The 18197-nt window shown below is 73.4% G+C and carries 21 protein-coding genes; 14 read left to right on the forward strand and 7 right to left on the reverse strand.

Going from position 1 to position 18197, the window contains the following annotated elements:
- Positions 1 to 6 precede the first annotated feature (6 nt).
- The 3 genes from QJ852_10865 to QJ852_10875 are packed head-to-tail and all read left to right on the forward strand — an operon-like array spanning position 7 to position 2248.
- Positions 7 to 480, forward strand: a complete 474-nt coding sequence (locus QJ852_10865) for an adenylyltransferase/cytidyltransferase family protein (protein WGX98929.1) — start codon at positions 7 to 9, stop codon at positions 478 to 480.
- Positions 477 to 2027, forward strand: a complete 1551-nt coding sequence (locus QJ852_10870; GenBank protein ID WGX98930.1) for a class I SAM-dependent methyltransferase — start codon at positions 477 to 479, stop codon at positions 2025 to 2027. The genes QJ852_10865 and QJ852_10870 overlap by 4 nt, the downstream gene beginning before the upstream one ends.
- Entirely contained in the window at positions 2024 to 2248 is a 225-nt protein-coding gene (locus QJ852_10875) for a hypothetical protein (GenBank protein ID WGX98931.1), read from the forward strand. Before QJ852_10870 ends, QJ852_10875 begins: the two co-directional genes overlap by 4 nt.
- Before the next feature lie 71 nt (positions 2249 to 2319).
- Here the strand turns inward: QJ852_10875 and QJ852_10880 are convergent, their stop codons facing one another.
- From QJ852_10880 to QJ852_10890, 3 genes are all read right to left on the reverse strand, one after another.
- A complete protein-coding gene (locus QJ852_10880; GenBank protein WGX98932.1) occupies positions 2320 to 3162 on the reverse strand; it encodes a DUF3097 domain-containing protein in 843 nt (280 codons plus the stop codon).
- A 121-nt stretch (positions 3163 to 3283) separates the two neighbouring features.
- Complete coding sequence (locus QJ852_10885) at positions 3284 to 4063, reverse strand: MBL fold metallo-hydrolase (GenBank protein ID WGX98933.1); 780 nt, start codon at positions 4061 to 4063, stop codon at positions 3284 to 3286.
- A 53-nt stretch (positions 4064 to 4116) separates the two neighbouring features.
- A complete protein-coding gene (locus QJ852_10890) occupies positions 4117 to 4869 on the reverse strand; it encodes a hypothetical protein (protein WGX98934.1) in 753 nt (250 codons plus the stop codon).
- 241 nt (positions 4870 to 5110) lie between these two features.
- Here QJ852_10890 and hrcA point away from each other — a divergent pair, with 241 nt between their 5' ends.
- From hrcA to QJ852_10905, 3 genes are read left to right on the forward strand one after another with little or no spacing between them, the layout of a single operon-like run.
- On the forward strand, positions 5111 to 6136 hold the full coding sequence (gene hrcA, locus QJ852_10895) for a heat-inducible transcriptional repressor HrcA (protein WGX98935.1): 1026 nt from the start codon (positions 5111 to 5113) through the stop codon (positions 6134 to 6136).
- Between the two features lie 13 nt (positions 6137 to 6149).
- Positions 6150 to 7310, forward strand: a complete 1161-nt coding sequence (gene dnaJ, locus QJ852_10900; protein WGX98936.1) for a molecular chaperone DnaJ — start codon at positions 6150 to 6152, stop codon at positions 7308 to 7310.
- Positions 7311 to 7313: 3 nt separating this feature from the next.
- The gene (locus QJ852_10905) at positions 7314 to 8054 is read left to right on the forward strand and encodes a 16S rRNA (uracil(1498)-N(3))-methyltransferase (protein ID WGX98937.1); all 741 of its coding nucleotides are present in this window, start codon (positions 7314 to 7316) and stop codon (positions 8052 to 8054) included.
- A 92-nt stretch (positions 8055 to 8146) separates the two neighbouring features.
- On the opposite strand, the gene QJ852_10910 is transcribed toward QJ852_10905, so the two are convergent.
- Together QJ852_10910 and QJ852_10915 are read right to left on the reverse strand one after the other, a co-directional pair.
- Positions 8147 to 9199, reverse strand: coding sequence for a winged helix DNA-binding domain-containing protein (locus tag QJ852_10910; GenBank protein WGX98938.1), 1053 nt, complete (start codon positions 9197 to 9199; stop codon positions 8147 to 8149).
- On the reverse strand, positions 9196 to 10116 hold the full coding sequence (locus QJ852_10915) for a Gmad2 immunoglobulin-like domain-containing protein (GenBank protein WGX98939.1): 921 nt from the start codon (positions 10114 to 10116) through the stop codon (positions 9196 to 9198). The genes QJ852_10910 and QJ852_10915 overlap by 4 nt, the downstream gene beginning before the upstream one ends.
- Positions 10117 to 10142: 26 nt before the next feature.
- Here QJ852_10915 and QJ852_10920 point away from each other — a divergent pair, with 26 nt between their 5' ends.
- The 5 genes from QJ852_10920 to QJ852_10940 all read left to right on the forward strand — a co-directional run bounded on the left by QJ852_10920 (position 10143) and on the right by QJ852_10940 (position 14728).
- Positions 10143 to 10490 carry an HIT domain-containing protein gene (locus QJ852_10920; protein ID WGX98940.1) on the forward strand — a complete coding sequence of 116 codons (348 nt, stop codon included), beginning with the start codon at positions 10143 to 10145 and terminating at the stop codon, positions 10488 to 10490.
- 211 nt (positions 10491 to 10701) lie between these two features.
- Positions 10702 to 11667, forward strand: a complete 966-nt coding sequence (locus QJ852_10925) for a PhoH family protein (protein ID WGX99447.1) — start codon at positions 10702 to 10704, stop codon at positions 11665 to 11667.
- Entirely contained in the window at positions 11664 to 12125 is a 462-nt protein-coding gene (gene ybeY, locus QJ852_10930) for an rRNA maturation RNase YbeY (GenBank protein WGX98941.1), read from the forward strand. The genes QJ852_10925 and ybeY overlap by 4 nt, the downstream gene beginning before the upstream one ends.
- Positions 12126 to 12141: 16 nt before the next feature.
- Entirely contained in the window at positions 12142 to 13440 is a 1299-nt protein-coding gene (locus QJ852_10935) for a hemolysin family protein (GenBank protein ID WGX98942.1), read from the forward strand.
- A 13-nt stretch (positions 13441 to 13453) separates the two neighbouring features.
- Positions 13454 to 14728, forward strand: coding sequence for a hypothetical protein (locus tag QJ852_10940; protein WGX98943.1), 1275 nt, complete (start codon positions 13454 to 13456; stop codon positions 14726 to 14728).
- Between the two features lie 34 nt (positions 14729 to 14762).
- Here QJ852_10940 and QJ852_10945 read toward each other — a convergent pair whose 3' ends face one another.
- Together QJ852_10945 and QJ852_10950 are read right to left on the reverse strand one after the other, a co-directional pair.
- Entirely contained in the window at positions 14763 to 15695 is a 933-nt protein-coding gene (locus tag QJ852_10945) for an MBL fold metallo-hydrolase (GenBank protein WGX98944.1), read from the reverse strand.
- A 1-nt stretch (position 15696) separates the two neighbouring features.
- The gene (locus tag QJ852_10950) at positions 15697 to 15984 is read right to left on the reverse strand and encodes a DUF1330 domain-containing protein (protein WGX98945.1); all 288 of its coding nucleotides are present in this window, start codon (positions 15982 to 15984) and stop codon (positions 15697 to 15699) included.
- Between the two features lie 46 nt (positions 15985 to 16030).
- Here QJ852_10950 and QJ852_10955 point away from each other — a divergent pair, with 46 nt between their 5' ends.
- The 3 genes from QJ852_10955 to QJ852_10965 all read left to right on the forward strand — a co-directional run bounded on the left by QJ852_10955 (position 16031) and on the right by QJ852_10965 (position 18177).
- Positions 16031 to 16390: a cytidine deaminase gene (locus tag QJ852_10955; GenBank protein ID WGX98946.1), complete on the forward strand. Its 360-nt coding sequence runs from the start codon at positions 16031 to 16033 to the stop codon at positions 16388 to 16390.
- Between the two features lie 87 nt (positions 16391 to 16477).
- The gene (locus tag QJ852_10960; GenBank protein WGX98947.1) at positions 16478 to 17389 is read left to right on the forward strand and encodes an ABC transporter ATP-binding protein; all 912 of its coding nucleotides are present in this window, start codon (positions 16478 to 16480) and stop codon (positions 17387 to 17389) included.
- Entirely contained in the window at positions 17386 to 18177 is a 792-nt protein-coding gene (locus tag QJ852_10965; protein WGX98948.1) for an ABC transporter permease, read from the forward strand. Before QJ852_10960 ends, QJ852_10965 begins: the two co-directional genes overlap by 4 nt.
- Positions 18178 to 18197: the final 20 nt, after the last annotated feature.

The raw sequence follows: 18197 nt of genomic DNA on the forward strand, positions 1-18197 counted from the left end.
GACTTCATGAAGAAGTCCGGTTTCCCCGTCGGCGCCGTGAACGGCCCGGTGATCGGGTACGTGCCGGGGGCCTTCGATCTGTTCCACGTCGGACACCTCAACGCGCTGCGCCAGGCCCGGCAGTGGTGCGACGTCCTGGTCGCCGGCGTGGTGGCCGACGAGGTGTGCGTCGCGACCAAGGGCGTGCTGCCGACCGTCCCGCTCGCCGAGCGGCTCGAGATCGTCGAGGCGATCGGCATCGTCGACGCCGTCTACGCCGAGAGCACCGCCGACAAGACCGACTCCTGGCGCGACGTCGGCTTCCACCGGATCTTCAAGGGCGACGACTGGCAGGGGACCGCCAAGGGGCGTCGGCTCGAGGAGCGGATGGCCGCGCTCGGCGTCGAGGTCGCGTACTTCCCCTACACGCTGCAGACCTCGTCCACCGCGCTGCGCAAGGCCCTCGCCCACCGCGCCTCCACCGGGGCCTCGACGGCATGAGCGTCGCCGTCGGGGTCGTCGTCTCCGACGACGGCCTGCTGGTCCCGCCCGGCGAGGTGCCGTTGGTCGTCGAGATCGACGGGCACTACGTCTGGTCGCTGACCCCGCTGCGCGACGGTCGGCCCGCCGCCGGGGGAGTCCTGGTGCCCTGGCCGGGCGTGCTCCGCCCCCATCTCAGCGGCCGCGGCCGGGTCCGGGTGACCGACGCCGTCGGCGTCGCGGTCCTGTACGACGACGAGGTCGGCCTCGGCTCCGGCGAGGGCGCGCTCGCGGTGGTCGACCGGGCCGGCCACCGGCTCAGCGTCGACAAGGTCGGCCACCTGACCCGCTCGTTCGCCGCCACCGACGAGGGCGTGCGCGACGAGATCCTGCGCGGGACCAGGCGCGCGATCGACGACCTGCGCGAGCACGCCGGCGTGCCGGCGTACCTCAACTACGGGGCGCTGCTGGGCGCGGTGCGCGAGGGACGGATGCTCGCGCACGACTCCGACACCGACCTGTGCTATCTCTCGGCGCACACGTCGCCGGCCGACATCGTGTTGGAGTCGTACCGGATCACCCGGGCGATGCGGGCCCGCGGCTGGCGGATGCTGCGGATGTCCGGCGGCGACGTCAAGCTGCTGCTGCCGCTCACCGACGGCCGGGTCTGCCACATCGACGTGTTCGCGGCGTTCCACGTCGGGGACACCTTCTTCCAGCTCGGCAACCGCAGCGGCCGCCTGCCACGGTCGGCGATCGAGCCGTTCTCGACCGTCGCCCTGCACGGGCACGAGTTCCCCGCGCCCCGCGACCCCGAGGCGATGCTGGCCTTCCTCTATGGTCCGCGGTGGCGCACCCCCGACCCCTCCTTCAAGTACGCCGACCCGGCGGCCGGGGTCCGGCGCCTCGACGGCTGGCTGCGTGGCTTCCGCACCGACATGGGGCGCTGGACCGAGCTCTACAACGGCCCCCGGCGTGCCGCCATCCCGCGCGGGCCGTCGGCGTTCGCGCGGTGGGTGGAGCCGCAGCTCGGCGACCTGCCGGTGCTGGACGTCGGTGCCGGAACCGGTCGCGACGCCCTGTGGTTCGCCCGCACGGGGCGTCGTACCGGGGCCGTCGACTTCTCCCGTGGCAGCCTCGGGGTGATCCGCCGTGGCGCCCGGCGCCGGCGGCGGGAGGTCGAGATCGACCAGCTGATCCTCGGCGAGCTCCGCTCCACGCTGGTGCACGGCACCCGGCTGGCCCGCGACCCGCACCACCTCTACGCCCGCCATCTCGTCGACAGCCTCGACCCTGCCGCGCTCGACCAGCTGTGGCTGCTGGCCCGGATGGCGCTGCGTCCCGGCGGCGGGCGGCTGTTCCTGGAGTTCGCGACCGACGACGTGGGGTCGCCGGTCGTCCCCTCCGGGGTCTCGGCCGAGGGGGTCCGGGCGGCGATCGAGGCCGCGGGCGGCGTCGTCGAGCGGCTCACGCTCGGCCGCGGCGAGGACATGTTCGACCTGCCCGAGCCGGCCGTGTGCCGGATCCGCGCCGCCTGGCCGGCACCCGACAGCAAGGAGCTGCGATGACGACCACCGACCTGGCCCGCCGGGTGCGCACCCGGATCCGCGACCGTGGCACGCTGCGCGACCGGGTGCGCGCGCTGGAGGCCGAGGTCCAGGAGAACCGGCAGCTCAACCGCCGCATCGCCGAGCTCACCGACGTCGTCGCCGAGCTGCTGATCCCGTTGGACGCCCGTGATCAGGCGCGGGTCGACGAGGTGCTGGATCGGTTCCGCACCGGCCTCTGAGCATGCGGTTTGGTCCCTAACCGCATGAATGGGGGCCGAATCGTTGCGGTTGGGGACCAAACCGCAACTGGTCAGACCAGCGTCACGAAGTCGATCAGCTCCTCGACCCGCCCGAGCAGCGCGGGATCGAGGTCCTGGAAGCCGCGGACGCCGCCGAGGATGTGCTTCCACGCGCGGGCGATGTCGGCCTGGTCGCGGTGCGGCCAGCCGAGCTGCTGGCAGGTGCCCTTCTTCCAGTCGATGCCCTTGGGCACCGTGGGCCAGGCCGCGAACCCGAGTCGGGACGGCTTCACCGCCTGCCAGATGTCGATGAACGGGTGGCCGACGATGAGCACGTCCTTGCCGACCGGCGACCTCATGATGTTCTGCGCGATCCGGCTCTCCTTGGAACCGGTCACCAGGTGGTCGACGAGGACGCCGACGCGGCGGTCGGGTCCAGGCCGGAAGTCGCGCAGGTGGTCGGCGAGGTCGTCGACGCCGCCGAGGTACTCCACCACCACTCCCTCGATCCGCAGGTCGTCGCCCCACACCTTCTCGACCAGCTCGGCGTCGTGCCGGCCCTCGACGAAGATCCGGCTGGCCCGCGCCACCCGCGCCTTCGCGTCGTGGACGGCGATCGACCCGCTCGCCGTCCGCGTCGCCTTCGCGGGCGCGGCCCTGGTCACCGGGGCCGTCAGGATCACCGGCCGGCCCTCGAGCAGGAAGCCGGTCCCGAGCGGGAAGGTGCGCCGCTTCATCCGCCGGTCCTCCAGCGTCACGGTGTCGAGGTCGCGGTCGACGGCGACGATCTCGCCGCACCAGTCGGTGGTGACCTCCTCGACAACCAGGCCGACGTCGGCGGGGGTCTCCACGGCGCGGCCCCGCTTCGGGACCTTCCAGTCCCCTGACAGCACGTCGGTCCCGTAGCGATCCACGACGGACCAGCCTACGGACCCGCGGTCGCCTCCCCGCGCGCTGACACACCGTCGTACCGGACGAATCGGTCGTGAGATCGCCGGATTCGGAGCCGAATCGTCCGGTACGACGGGCGACGGGTCAGGCGAGCGGCAGCTGGCGCCGGGCGCGGGGCAGCTGGGCGTAGCCGCGGGCGATCGCGTGGTGCAGCGCCTCGGCGGGGAACGGCCACTCGGCCGCCCCGTGCGCCTCGGCCTCCGGGACCCCGCGGGTGGCGAGGTCGCGGATCGTCTCGGCCACCGCGCGCAGGTCGTCGCACTGCTCCTCGACGAAGCGCCGGTCGACGACCCGGCCGTGGCCGGGCACGACCACCGAGCCGGGCGTCAGCAGGCCGAGGACCAGGTCGAGGGACTGCGGCCAGTCGAGGGGCCATGAGTCCGTGCCGAGCGACGGTGGTGCGGACTCCTCGACCAGGTCGCCCACGAGGAGCACGTCGGCGTCGGGGACCCGGACGACCAGATCGCCGGCGGTGTGACCGCGACCGGGATGGACCAGCTCCACCTGCCGGTCGCCGAGGTCGATCACCGCCGCGCTGGAGAAGGTCTGGTCGGCCGGCGGTGCCGCGGGATCGGTGCGGGCGGCGGCGTCCTCGGTCGCGTGCACCGGCGGGTCGTCGTACCGCTGGCGGAAGGTGGCGTTGCCGAGCACGTGGTCGAAGTGGTCGTGGGTGTTGACGACCGCGACCACCGCCCCGGCGCGCAGGTCGCCGATCGCCGCGATCGCGGCGCGGGCCTCGGCGGCGGAGGCCAGGGTGTCGACCACCACGAGGCCGCGCTCACCCCCCACGACGGTCAGGTTGACGTCGTACGACGGGACGCGGCGGACCCAGACCCGGTCCGCGACCTCGGTGAAAGCCGGCACGGGGCCAGGGTACGGGCGCTCGTCGCGGAGCCTGGGCCGACCCGGCCGATCGTTCAGCAGAGGCCGGCGTGCAGCTCGGTGCGCAGCAGGTCGCCGAGCTCGGCCGCCGACGCGGCAGGGCGGGGGAAGCGCAGCTCGGCGCTGTGGGCCCCGGTGAGGTCGACCCACCGGAGCGCGACGCCGCCGGCGTGCAGGTCGGCGAGCTGGACGCCGACGACCTCGCCGAGCCGGGTCTGCGTCATCGCCGCGATCGCACGGCGCAGCTCGTCTTGATGACACAGGTTGGCGTGCTCCGTGGAGCGCTGGAGGAAGCCGCGGTTGAGCTCGTGCTCCGGGTCGGCGAACGCGCCGAGGGGTACCCGGACCCGGGTCTCGTCGGGTGCGTCCCGGGGCGCGCTGGTGCGGGAGAGGAGCGCGAAGTCGAGGTGCAGGCCGACCCGCATCCGGACCTCGTCGCAGCATTCGCACTGCTCGAGCCCGAGTGCCTCGAGCCGCCCGGAGAGGGTCAGCGTCGCGTCGCGCTCGGCGGTCCCGGCGGCGCCGAGGCCGCTGGTCAGGGTGAGCAGCGCGCCGCGCCGGTCGGTGGCCGCGACCGCGAGTGCCGAGTCGGCGGTGCAGGTGAGGAGCGGCCGGCCGCCGTGGTCCTGCATCTCCAGGCCCGCGGCGTCGAGACCGGTGGCGGGGTCGTCGGGGTCGGCGGGGTCGTCGATGCCGTCGACGACCAGCTGGACCTCGGCGGGGCAGGCCAGGATGCTGCGCGCCGCCGCGGCGATGCGTCGTACGTCGAGACCGGGGTCGACCGTCATGTCCTCTCCTTCGCCCCGGAGTGGGTCCGGGATCGTCGGCGGGAAGATTAGGTGAGCCTAACCTACTGGATCGCCGACGGTGCGGGAAGGGTGTGTCTCACCGGCGTCCGGATCCGCGGCTCGCTGGTGCGCACGACGCGGCGCTCCCGCGGGTGAGCGCTAGGATTGGCACTCACGGTGACGGAGTGCCAGATCCGGCCGTGCTCGCCGGGACCACGCACACGACAGCAAGGAGGTGGCCATGCAGGAGGACCGCAGGCTCGCCGTCCTGCGCGCGATCGTCGAGGACTACGTGGCGACGGAGGAGCCGGTCGGCTCGAAGGCGCTGGTCGAGCGCCACCACCTCAATGTGTCCCCGGCGACCATCCGCAACGACATGGCGGCGCTCGAGGAGGAGGGCTACCTCCACCAGCCGCACACGAGCGCCGGGCGGGTGCCGACCGACAAGGGCTACCGGCTCTTCGTCGACCGGCTGTCGACGGTCAAGCCCACCTCCTCGGCCGAGCGTCGCGCCATCGCGGGCTTCCTCGAAGGTGCCGTCGACCTCGACGACGTCGTGCACCGCTCGGTGCGCCTGCTCGCCCAGCTGACCCGCCAGGTCGCGGTCGTGCAGTACCCCACCCTGTCGCGCTCCACGGTGCGCCACATCGAGGTCGTCGCTCTCACGCCGGCCCGCCTGCTGCTGGTGCTGATCCTCAGCTCCGGCCGGGTCGAGCAGCGCCTCGTCGAGCTCGACGCCGACATCGATGACGACCAGCTCGGCACCCTGCGCTCCCGGATCAACCTCGCCGCCACCGGTGAGGTGATCGCCGACGCCGCCGCCGCGCTCGACGCGCTGGTCCGCGACGACACGGGCGCGACCACCGCCTCCCCGCCCACGGTCGCCGTCGTCGAGACGCTGGTCGAGGCGATGAGCGACCACCGCTCCGACGAGCGGGTGGTGGTGGGCGGCACCGCCAACCTGGCCCGCTTCGGCGACAGCTTCGAGACGTCGGTGCGCCCGCTGCTCGAGGCGCTGGAGGAGCAGGTCGTGCTCCTCAAGCTGCTCGGCGAGGCCACCAGCGGCGGCGCCGTCACAGTCCGGATCGGCGCCGAGGGCCCGATCCAGGAGCTGGCGTCCACCAGCGTCGTCGCCACCGGCTACGGCCCTGACGACGCGCTGGCCGCGCTCGGCATCGTCGGCCCCACCCGCATGGACTACCCCGGAACGATGGCGGCGGTGCGCGCGGTCGCGCGCTACGTCTCCCGCATCCTCGACGAGAGCTGAGAGAGCACATCACGTGAGTCAGGACCCCTACGAGCTGCTCGGCGTCGGTCGCGACGCCGACGCCGACACCATCAAGAAGGCGTACCGCAAGCTCGCCCGCCAACTGCACCCCGACGTCAACCCCGACCCGGAGAGCCAGGAGCGGTTCAAGCAGGTCACCGCCGCCTACGAGGTGCTGTCCGATCCCGACAAGCGAGCCGCCTACGACCGCGGGGGCGATCCCTTCGGTGGCGGCTTCGGTGGCCAGGGCGCCGGCTTCTCCTTCACCGACATCATGGACGCCTTCTTCGGCGGCAACGCCGGCGGCGCGGGCGGCGGCCGGGGACCCCGGCCGCGGGTGCGCCGCGGCCAGGACGCGCTCATCCGGATCGAGGTGGAGCTCGCCGAAGCCGCCTTCGGCGTGTCCCGCGAGCTCAAGGTCGACACCGCCGTGCGCTGCACGACCTGTGGCGGCGAGGGTGCCGCGCCGGGCAGCCACCCGGTGCCCTGTGAGACCTGCCGGGGCGCGGGCGAGGTCGCCCACGTGCAGCGGTCCTTCCTCGGCGAGATCCGCACCCTGCGTCCCTGCGCCGCCTGCCGCGGCTTCGGCACCGTGATCCCCGATCCCTGCCGCGAGTGCGCGGGCGACGGCCGAGTCCGCTCCCGGCGTACCCTCACCGTCAAGATCCCCGCCGGCGTCGACAACGGCACCCGGGTCCAGCTCAGCGAGCAGGGCGAGGTCGGGCCGGGCGGCGGCCCCGCCGGCGACCTGTACGTCGAGATCCACGTCGCCCCGCACGAGGTCTTCGAGCGGCACGGCAACGACCTGCACTGCGCGGTGTCGGTGCCGATGACCGCGGCCGCGCTCGGGACGACGATCGAGTTGCCCACGCTCGAGGCCGATCTCCCGGCCAGCGAGGACGTCGAGCGGTTCTTCGACCTCCAGATCCCGCCCGGCACCCAGTCCGGCCACCAGGTGGTGCTCCGCGGCCGCGGCGTCCCCGGCCTGCGCGGCGGGCGAGGCGATCTCGCGGTCACCATCGGGGTCGACACCCCGACCCGGCTGGACCCCCGCCAGGAGGAGCTGCTGCGCGAGCTGGCCGCGATCCGTGGCGAGGAGCGGCCCACCGGCGACGTCCGGCCGGCACACAAGTCCGTGTTCGGGCGGCTCCGCGACGCGTTCAGCGCACACTGAGCGATGACCCTCCCGCAGCACCTGGTCCCGTCGCTCGACGGCGTGCGGGCCGGTGACGCCGTCACCGTCGAGGGCGACGAGGCGCACCACGCCGTCGTCGTACGCCGGCTGCGGGTGGGGGAGCGGCTCTCCCTCGCCGACGGGCTCGGCCGGGTCGCCACCGCGGAGGTGAGCGCCACCGCGAAGCGCGCGTTCACCGTCCTGGTCGCCGCGGTCGAGGACCACGCCGAGCCGCGTCCCTCGGTCACCGTCGTCCAGGCACTGCCGAAGGGCGAGCGCGGCGAGCTGGCCGTCGAGGTGCTCACCGAGATCGGCGTCGCCCGGATCGTGCCCTGGGCGGCCGCCCGCAGCGTCGCGGTCTGGAAGGGCGAGCGCGTCGCGAAGTCGCACGCGAAATGGCGGGCCACCGCCCGCGAGGCGGCCAAGCAGGCGCGCCGGGCCTGGCACCCGGAGGTGGTGCCGCTGGCCTCGACGGACGAGGTCGCCGCGCTGGTCGCGGGCGTCGACGTCGCCGTCGTGCTCCACGAGGACGCCACCGAGCCCCTCACCGCCCTCGCACTGCCGTCCGACGGCGAGCTGCTGGTCGTGGTCGGGCCCGAGGGCGGGCTCACCGACGAGGAGGTGGCCCGGTTGGTCGCCGCCGGCGCGGTGTCGGTCCGGCTGGGCGCCGAGGTGCTGCGCACCTCCACCGCCGGGGTCGCCGCCGTCGCCGCGCTGCTGTCCCGTACCTCCCGCTGGGCCTAATCGACCCGGCGCAACTGAACGTCTGAGAGACGCCGACCCGGCGCGTTCAAACGCGCCGGGTCGGCACTCGTACGACGTTCAGACGCGCCGGGTCAGCGGGCCAGCAGTGCCTCCGTGCGGGCGATCTCGGCGTCGAGGCCCGCCTGTTCGGACCGGCTCAGGTCGCGGACCATCCGCACCAGCACCACCCGGCCGTGCTCGACCCGCCAGAGCCCGGCCAGCCAGCCGTCGACGTACACCGACATGGCCTGGGCGCCGTTGACGCCCATCCACAGGCCGCGGTGCTGGGCGGCGGTGACCCGGTCCCGGGCGGCATGGGAGAGCCAGAGGTTGTCATAGCAGCCGAGCAGGCGCACGGGGGCGGGCCGGTCCTCGTCGGCCACGGGGGCGTCGGTGACGTCGTAGAGCGGCCTGCCGTCCTCGTCCTCGTGCACCTCGAGGTCGGCCATCGCCTTGAGCACCGGTCCGAGGCGGGTGATGCCGGACCAGGCGGTGACATCGGAGGCGGTGGCGGGGCCGTAGGCGCGCAGGTAGCGGCGGACCACACCGGGGACATCCGGCTCGGCCAGGGGCAGGCCGGTCCAGCGCGCGGCGAAGTCGTAGGCGACGGCTGTCGAGCCGGCCGGCTTCCAGCACCCGCGTGGCGGCAGCTGGGCGAGCACCGTCAGCAGCCGGGCGACGCCGCCGAGCTGGCCGGCGGTGTGCTGGGGGAACCGTTCGGCCAGAGCTGCGCCCAGCTGCCGTTGGGGGAGCGGGCCGTCGGAGAGGACCTCGTCGACCGCGACCCGGAAGGCCTCGCGGTCGACCGTGCGGGCCTCGCCGACGGTCTGGCTGGCCTTCAGCTCGCGCTCCCGGACCGGTGCGGCCCACACGGGCAGCGTGACGGCATCGGCGGGCCGGTGGAGGTGCACGGTGTCGCGCAGGCTCAGCACGCGCACGAGCGAGCGGTCCTCGATGGCCGCGCTGACGGCGTACGGGTCGAGCTCGTCCAGCCGCGCCGCCAGCGAGAGGTACGGCGACAGCGGCTCCTGTGCCTGGAGGCCGATCAGGTGCTCCACGAGGTCCGCCGGTGCCATCGTCGCGCGGTCGAGCAGGTGCTGGCGCAGCAGCAGGGTCCGGTTCAGCCGGAGCCGGGAGAACCTCACCGCACCGTGATCCGCTTCGTGTCCTCCGTCGGCCCGCCGCCCTCACCGCCGGACGGGTCGTCGGTGCGCGCGACCAGGGTGTAGTCGCCGGGCGCGAGGCCGGAGACGTCGATCTCCGCGGACCAGGGATAGAGCCTCTCGATCCATCCCTCGGCGGTCGCGAAGCCCTCGACGACCACCGCGCCGGAGGAGTCCTGCACCTCCCAGGGCACAGTCGCCTCGAAGGAGCTGGCCAGGCCGCTCGCGGCGACGCTGTCGTCGACCGCGGTGCCGTCGGCCGGGGTGGTGATGTTGACCGCGGCGAGGACGTCGAGCTCCGGCGCGGCCTGCGCGCCGCTGGGGATGCCGAGATAGCTGACCTCCTCGCCGTCGAGGAAGAAGCCGATCCTCGCCCCGGTGCGGGCGCCCGGGTCGGGCGTGGCGCCGTCCTGCACCGAGTTGAGGGTCCACACCAGCTGCTGGACGGCGAGGCGCGCCTGGCGGCGGGACATGCCGTCGGGGCGCTCGGTCCACGACGCGTCGGCGAGCTCCACCTGGAAGAGGCCGTCGGCTCCGATCCCGTCGAAGCTCACGCCGGGCTCGACGCTGCCGGCCGGCAGCAGGGTGCGGTAGTCCGGGTCGACCGGGCCGTCGAGGAGGAGGCCGAGCACGTCGTCGGTGGCGACCTGGGCGTGGGGCTCGGCGTACAGCGCGACGCCTCCGGGCGTGTCGCCGGCGTAGTAGGCCGTCACGGCCACCCGGCCGGCCGGGCCCTCGCTCGCGCCGGGGGTGTCGGACGCGACCGGCGACGTCGAGGGAGAGGTCGAGGGTGTCTCCTCGGCCTCCGGGTCGGAGCCGTCGCCGCAGGCGGCGAGCAGGCAGGCAGCGACGCTCAGCGCGGCGAGAAGGGGGTGCGGACGGCGGGGGCGAGTACGCATCCGTCGATGGTGGCATGGTTGTCCCCGTGACTGCCGCACCCGACTGCCTGTTCTGCAAGATCGTCGCGGGGGACATCCCCGCCGAGGTCGTCCACACCACCGAGCGCACCGTCGCCTTCCGCGACATCAACCCCCAGGCGCCGCTGCACGTCCTGGTCGTGCCGCGCGACCATCAGGCGAACGCCGCCGCCTCGGCCGAGGCCGACGCGGCGATGTTCGCCGAGATCGCCACCACGGCGCGCACCGTCGCCACCGGCGAGGGGTACGACGACTACCGCCTCGTCTTCAACACCGGAGCCGGCGTGGGGCAGACCGTCTTCCACACGCACTGCCACGTGCTCGCCGGCCGGTCGATGACCTGGCCCCCGGGCTGAGCCCGGAGACGCCGGTGGGCGGACCGGGGAAACGAGTGGGCGCGCCGCAGCCCGGCCCCGTACCATGGAGGGGCCGCATCGTCGTACCTGAAAGGCCGCCCGTCCTCGGGCATCCATGACCGACTCACTCCCCAAAGTCAGCGCCGCCGTCACCGCAGCCACGTCGCCCGCTCCCGCCCGCCACACGGTGGTCGTGCCCAACAGCATCGACATGGTCACCCTGTTCGGCCCGGGCGACGAGCACCTCGGCATCATCGAGAAGCGGTTCGGCGTCGAGGTCCACGTCCGGGGCAACCGGATCACGCTGTCCGGGGATTTGCACGAGATCGAGCTCGCCGAGAAGCTGATCGACGAGCTGGTCGCCATCCTGCGCACCGGCCAGGGCATCACGCCCGAGGTCGTCGAGCGCGTGGAGGCCATGCTGCGCGTGCAGACCGCGACCTCCGAGCGGCCGGCGGACATCCTCTCGCTCAACATCCTGAGCAACCGCGGACGCTCGATCCGGCCCAAGACGCTCAACCAGAAGCGCTATGTCGAGACCATCGACAAGCACACCATCACCTTCGGCATCGGTCCGGCCGGCACCGGCAAGACCTATCTCGCCATGGCGAAGGCCGTGCAGGCGCTGCAGGCCAAGCAGGTCAACCGGATCATCCTGACCCGTCCGGCGGTCGAGGCCGGCGAGCGGCTGGGCTACCTCCCCGGCACGCTCAGCGAGAAGATCGACCCCTATCTCCGCCCGCTCTACGACGCGCTGCACGACATGCTCGATCCCGAGTCGATCCCCAAGCTGCTGGCCGCGGGCACGATCGAGGTGGCGCCGCTGGCCTACATGAGGGGCAGGTCGCTGAACGACTCCTTCATCATCCTCGACGAGGCGCAGAACACCACGCCCGAGCAGATGAAGATGTTCCTGACCCGGCTCGGCTTCGGCTCCAAGATCGTGGTGACCGGCGACGTGACCCAGGTCGACCTGCCCTCGGGCACCAACTCCGGGCTGCGGGTCGTGGAGACGATCCTCGACGGCGTCGAGGACCTCGCGTTCGTCCGGCTCACCAGCCACGACGTCGTCCGGCACCAGCTGGTCGGCCGGATCGTCGCGGCCTACGACGAGTTCGACGCCAGGTCGGAGAAGCAGAAGGCGGCCCGCCGGGCGGCGAAGAAGGGCGAGCAGTGACCATCGAGATCCTCGACGAGTCCGGCAGCGGCCTCGATGTCAAGCACTTCTCGCGGCTCGCGCGGTTCGTGATGGACCAGATGCGGGTCCACCCGCTCGCCGAGCTGTGCATCAAGGCGGTCGACGAGGACACCATCGCCGAACTGAACGAGAAGTGGATGGAGAAGGAGGGGCCGACCGACGTGCTCGCCTTCCCGATGGACGAGCTGCGTCCCGGCCTGGTCACCGAGGAGCCCGAGGAGGGCGTCCTGGGCGACCTGGTGCTCTGCCCGGCGGTCGCGGAGCGCCAGGGGGCCACGGCCGGCCACGGCACGCTCGCCGAGCTGGAGCTGCTCACCACCCACGGCATCCTCCATCTCCTCGGCTACGACCACGCCGAGCCCGAGGAGCATGCGGTGATGTTCGGCCTCCAGGACCAGCTGCTGGCCCAGTGGCGCGCCCACGTGGCCGCCTCCTGACGCCGGGGGCGCGGGGATGATCGCCGACAGTCTGTGGCCGCTGGGTGCAGCGGCCGTCCTGGTGGTGCTCTCGGGGCTGTTCGCGGCGGCGGACGCGGCCCTCGCGGGCTTCTCGCGCGCCCGTGCGCAGGAGATGGTGGGTGAGGGACGCGCCGGCGCCCAGCGCCTGGTGGTCCTGCTCGAGGATGCGCCTCGCCACCTCAACACCGCGCTGCTGCTGCAGCTGCTGTGCGAGATCGCGGCGATCGTCGTCGTCACGCTGTACGTCGACGACCGGCTCGACGCCTCGTGGTGGGCCCGCGCGGGCCTCGCCCTCGGGGTGATGCTGGTCGTGTCGTTCGTCGTCATCGGCGTGGCTCCGCGCACCGTCGGCCGCCAGCACGCCGAGACCGTCGCGGTCTGGTGCGCCTGGCCGCTGTCGGCGCTGACCACGGTCCTCGGCCCGATCCCGCGGCTGCTGATCCTGGTCGGCAACGCGATCACCCCGGGACGCGGGTTCCGCGAGGGGCCGTTCCAGACCGAGACCGAGCTGCGCGAGCTCGTCGACATCGCCGAGGCCAGTGAGCTGATCGAGGCCGACGAGCGCAAGATGATCCACTCGGTCTTCGAGCTCGGTGACACCACGGTGCGCGAGGTGATGGTGCCGCGCGGCGACGTGGTCTACATCGAGAACCACAAGAACCTGCGCCAGACCATGTCGCTCTTCCTGCGCTCGGGCTTCTCCCGGGTGCCCGTGGTCGGCGAGAACCTCGACGACGTGCTGGGCGTGGCCTACCTCAAGGACGTCGTCCGCCGTGACTTCGAGGCACCGGACGTCGAGCTGACCCAGAAGGTCGAGGAGGTCATGCGGCCCGCCGTCTGGGTGCCGGAGTCGAAGCCGGTCGACGACCTCCTGCGCGAGATGCAGCTGCGCCGGCTGCACGTCGCGATCGTCGTCGACGAGTACGGCGGCACGGCCGGCCTGATCACCATCGAGGACCTGCTCGAGGAGATCGTCGGCGAGATCACCGACGAGTACGACGAGGCGGAGGTCGAGGTCGAGCAGGTCGGCGACGGCCGCGACGACGAGGTCCGGGTGTCCTCGCGCTACCCGGTCGACGACCTCGACGAGATCTTCGGCTTCCCGATCGAGGAGGAGGACGTCGACTCCGTCGGCGGCCTGCTCGCCAAGCACCTCGGCCGGGTCCCGATCCCAGGCTCGGTGGTCGAGGCGCACGGCCTGCGCTTCGAGGCCGAGCAGGCGGCCGGGCGGCGCAACAAGATCGGCACGGTGCTGATCTCCCGCGTTCCGCAGGTCGAGCCCGCCGCCGACTGAGAGGATTCCGGGCGTGCTCCCGCCACGCCGCGTCGCCGTTCCCGTCGTCCTCGGGGTCGTCGCGACGGCGTACGGATGGTGGCGGGTGCCGGTGGCGGCCCGCAACCGGCTCTGGGCCGAGGACGGCCGGGTCTTCCTGAGCGACGCCCTGGCGGGCGTACCGCCGTGGTCGTCGTACGACGGCTACCTGCACCTGGTCCCGCGCCTGCTCGCCGAGGCCATCGTCGCCGTCATTCCGCCGGCCCGCTACGACCTCGCGACGACGGCCGTCTCCGTGGCGACGGTCGGCCTCGTCTGCGCGCTCACCTACCTCCTCACCGAGGACCTGCTCGACCGGGTCGCGGTCCGCTGCCTGGTCGCCCTGGTGCCGGTGCTCCTGCCGGCGGCCGGGTTCGAGCTGCTCGGCAATCTCGCGAACCTGCACGGATTCGGGCTCTGGCTGGGGTTCTGGTTGGTCCTGCACCGCCCCCGGACGCGTTCCGCGGCAGCGTGGTGGGCCGTCGCCGGACTGCTGATCGGGCTGTCGGAGATCGTCGTCGTCCTGCTCGTTCCGCTCCTCGTGGTCGGCTGGCGCGACCGGGAGCGCTGGCTGCCGCGCGGCGCGCTGCTGGCCGGCGGGCTGGCCCAGGTGGTCGTGAGCCGCGTGCAGCCGCGACCGCCGCGGGGTGGCGACGGCTGGTCCCCCGCTGACCTGGCGCTCGGCTTCGCCGGTCAGGCCGGGTCGGCGGCCTGGACCGACACCGGGGGACTGGCCGCCCGGATCGTGGAGATCGCGGGCGCGACCGGCCTCCTGGTGCTCCTCGTACCGCCTGCCCTGGCCCTGGCCGTGCTGCTGCGCCACGGCGATGCGCGGCACCGGGCGCTGGCCGGCGGGCTGCTGCTCACCTCGGCCCTGGTGTGGGCGGTCAGCGTGGTCCTGAACTTCGACTCCTGGATGTCCTTCGGCGCCTGGGAGCCGCAGCAGTGGCGCGCCGTCGGACTGCTCCGCTATGCCACCACCTCCGGACTGTTCTTGTGCGCGCTGCCGGTGGTCGCCCTCGACCTGGTCCGGGTGCGGTGGCAGCGGGCGCTCGCGGTCGGGGTCGGAGTCGTGGTCCTCGGAGCGGGGCTGGCCACGGGACGCTCGCACGGCGTCGCCCGGGAGAGCGGCGAGGCATGGCCCACCACCCAGGAACTCGTCTCCCGCTGCGCGGGCCGGCCGGCCGGTTCGATCTCCGTCCCGATCGCGCCGCCGAGACATCCCTGGGTGGCGACCATCCCCTGCCGCTCCGTCGTGGGCGGGCCCTAGTGGTGTGAGACGCACCACTTGCGTCGCCGACGGCTCAGCCGAGCAGTGCCCAGGGGTCCTCGCGGTGCCACACGGTGGGGAAGTGCAGGCCCACGCCCTGGCCTTGCGCGAGCGGCTCGAGGACCGACATCGTCGCGTGGAGGTCGTCGCCGAGGTAGGGCAGTGCGCGCAGCGGCCGGTCGAGTGGCCGGAAGAAGTCGTCCCAGTGGATCAGGACGACCTGCCGGGCGCCGACCGTGGTGACGGTCTCGGCCCAGTACTGCTCGATATAGGCCGGGTCCTGGACGCCGAGCTGCCCGACGCCGAGGTAGGCGACGTCGGCCCGCCGCCCGGTGAGGGCGCCGGGCCGGAAGCCGGCGCTGCCCTGCACCAGTGCGGTCCGCCCGCTGTCGTGCTCGACGAGGATCGACCACGCCTCGCCGCACTGGTAGGCCGTGGTCCGCACCGGCGGCACGACCGGCGACATGATCCGTCCGGGGTAGCGGTCCGGCGGGCAGTGCTCGCCCTCGACCCAGGTCAGGGTGAACCCGCCGGCCCGGACCGGCTCACCCGGGACGACGACGCCGATCCGATCCTCGGGCAGGCCGCCGCCCCGGCCGATCTGGGCGGCGGAGGTGCCGCCCAGCAACCGGGCGCCGGTGCGCGCGGCGACGGCCGCGGCGTCCATCGCGTGGTCGTAGTGGGTGTGCACCGGGGCGACCACGTCGAGCCGGTCGATGCCGGCGCGGGCGAGGGTCCGCTCGATCAGAGCCTCGTCGGGCGCCAGTCGGCCCAGTGCGACGCGGGGGAGCGACGGCCGGGTGAAGAAGCCGTCGGTGAGCACGGCCGACGTGCCGTCCTCGATGAGGAGGCTGGCGACGCCGAGGAAGGTGACCCCGACCCCGTCGCTCGCCTGCGGGAGGCCGAACCGGGCGGCGTACCGGCCGAGGTCGGGGCGCCCGAGCCGCAGCCGCAGGCCGAGCGCCATCTCAGGCGCCCGGGACGATCCGGATGTCGCGCTCGGCGCCGTCGCCCAGGGCGGCCAGTGCCTCCTGGTAGGCCGGGGAGGCATGCGCCGCGCGCGCAGCCTCGACGGTGTCGAACTCGATGAGCACCGCGCGCTCCTCGAGGCCGGCCTCGTAGACCTGCTCGGGCAGGCCGCGGGCGAGGAAGCGTCCCCCGGCGGCGGTCAGGGCGGGCAGGGCGAGAGCGGCGTAGGCCGCCATCCGCTCGGTGTCGGTGACGGCGCGGTAGCTGCTGATCCAGTAGGCGGGCATGCCCCCATCCTGCCGGACCCGCCGCAGCGGCTGAGAGGATGGATCCATGTCCGACCTGTCCGCCGAGGACCAGAAGCTCGTCACCCTCGCCCGCGCCACCCGCGCCCGCATCCAGGCCACCGAGGGTGCGGCGGTACGCGACACCGACGGCCGCACCTACGCCGCCGCCACCGTCGACCTGCCCTCGCTCCGGCTCACCGCGGTGCAGGCCGTCGTCGCGATGGCCGTCGCCTCGGGCTCCACGGGCGTCGACGCCTGCGTCGTGCTCGGCGACGCGGGGGACCTCACCGAGCCGGACAGCGCCGTGCTCGCCGACTTCGCCGGCGCCGCGGGCGTCGTGGTCCACGTCGGCGACGCCCGCGGCACGATCGGCGCGACCACGACCGCAGGCCCGGGCGGCCGCTGATTCGCCGCTCCCGCCATGACATCTGTCATGCCCGGGTCGTGACACCTGCCCGAGGCGCCGGGCCCGACCGGCGGCGACGCTGGGGTCATGACGACGACGAGCACCAGCCGACGGGCGGTCCGCCTGGCGGGAGTGACCAAGGACTTCGGGCCGGTGCAGGCCGTCCGAGGCATCGATCTGGAGCTGCATCCCGGTGAGGTCGTGGCCTTCCTGGGGCCCAACGGCGCCGGCAAGACCACGACGATCGACATGGTCCTGGGCCTGAGCCGACCGACGAGCGGCACCGTCGAGGTGCTCGACCTGGAGCCGCGTCGGGCGATCGCCCGGGGTCTGGTGTCGGCGGTGATGCAGACCGGCGGTCTGCTCAAGGACCTCACCGTCCGGGAGACCGTCGCCTACACGGCGAGCCTGTTCGCCGACACCCGGGCGGTCGACGACGTCCTCGAGCGCGCCGGGATCACCGGCATCGCCGACCGGAGGGTCGCCAAGTGCTCGGGCGGCGAGCAGCAGCGACTGCGGTTCGCCATGGCGCTGCTGCCCGACCCCGCCCTGCTGCTGCTCGACGAGCCGACCACCGGCATGGACGTCGAGGGCAGGCGGGCGTTCTGGAACGCGATCCGCGCCGACGCCGGCGCCGGCCGCACGGTCCTGTTCGCCACGCACTACCTCGAGGAGGCCGACCAGTACGCCGACCGGATCGTGCTGATCAGCAGGGGCCGCATCGTCGCCGACGGCTCCGGTCCGCAGATCCGCGCCCTGGCCTCGGGCCGCACGGTCCGGGCCACGGTGCCCGGCGTCGACCACGGCGTCACCTCCGCGGTCGCCGCGCTCGGCGGCGTCGAGCACGTCGACGTCCGCGGCGAGTCGGTGACCATCCACGCCAAGGACAGCGACGCGGTCGCCCGCTACCTGCTCACCGAGACCGCCGCCCGCGACATCGAGATCGCCGCCCAGGGCATCGAAGAGGCCTTCCTCACGCTGACCGGAGAGACCGCATGAGCACCACCACCAGCACCGTCGACCCCACGACCCGCCGGGTTCCGCCGATGGGCGGATTCAACCTGACCGTCCTCGGCATCGAGCTGCGCCGGATGCTGCGCAACCGCCGCACCATCGTGTTCACGCTGATCTTCCCGGCGGCCATGCTGCTCGCCTTCGGCGGACAGTCCGGCTGGCAGCAGAAGGCGGGCAGCGGCAACGTGGCGGCGTACATCCTGGCCTCGATGGCGCTGTACGGCGCCGCGCTCACCGCGGCGGCCGGCGGCTCCATGGTCGCCCTCGAACGCTCCCTCGGCTGGTCACGCCAGCTGCGCCTCACCCCCCTCCATCCGGTGGTCTACATCCTGATGAAAGCGCTGGTCGCCCTCGCCATGGGCGCCCTCGCGATCGCCGCCGTCAATGTCGTCGGCGCAATTCAGGGCAAGGCCGACATGCCCGTCCACGTGTGGATCGAGTGCGCCGTGGTGACGCTCTTCTGCACCTTGACCTTCGCCGCCCTCGGCGTCTTCGTCGGCTACGTCGTCCCCGGCGAGAACGCCATGCAGATCCTGGGTCCCGGTCTCGCGCTCCTCTCCTTCCTCGGTGGTGTCTTCATCCCGCTCGACGACTATGCGGAGGTGGTCCGACAGATCGCGTACTGGACCCCGATGTACGGCGTCGCCGAGATCGCGCGCTGGCCGCTGACCCACGAGCTGCCTTGGTACGCCGTCGTCAACGCCGTCGCCTGGTTCGCGCTCTTCGTGGCCGGCGCCGCCTGGCGGATGAGCAGGGACACCGCCCGGGTCTGACCGGCCAGACGACGTCCGGC

Origin of the sequence: Nocardioides sp. L-11A (genome assembly GCA_029961745.1) — a bacterium.
GTDB lineage: Bacteria > Actinomycetota > Actinomycetes > Propionibacteriales > Nocardioidaceae > Nocardioides.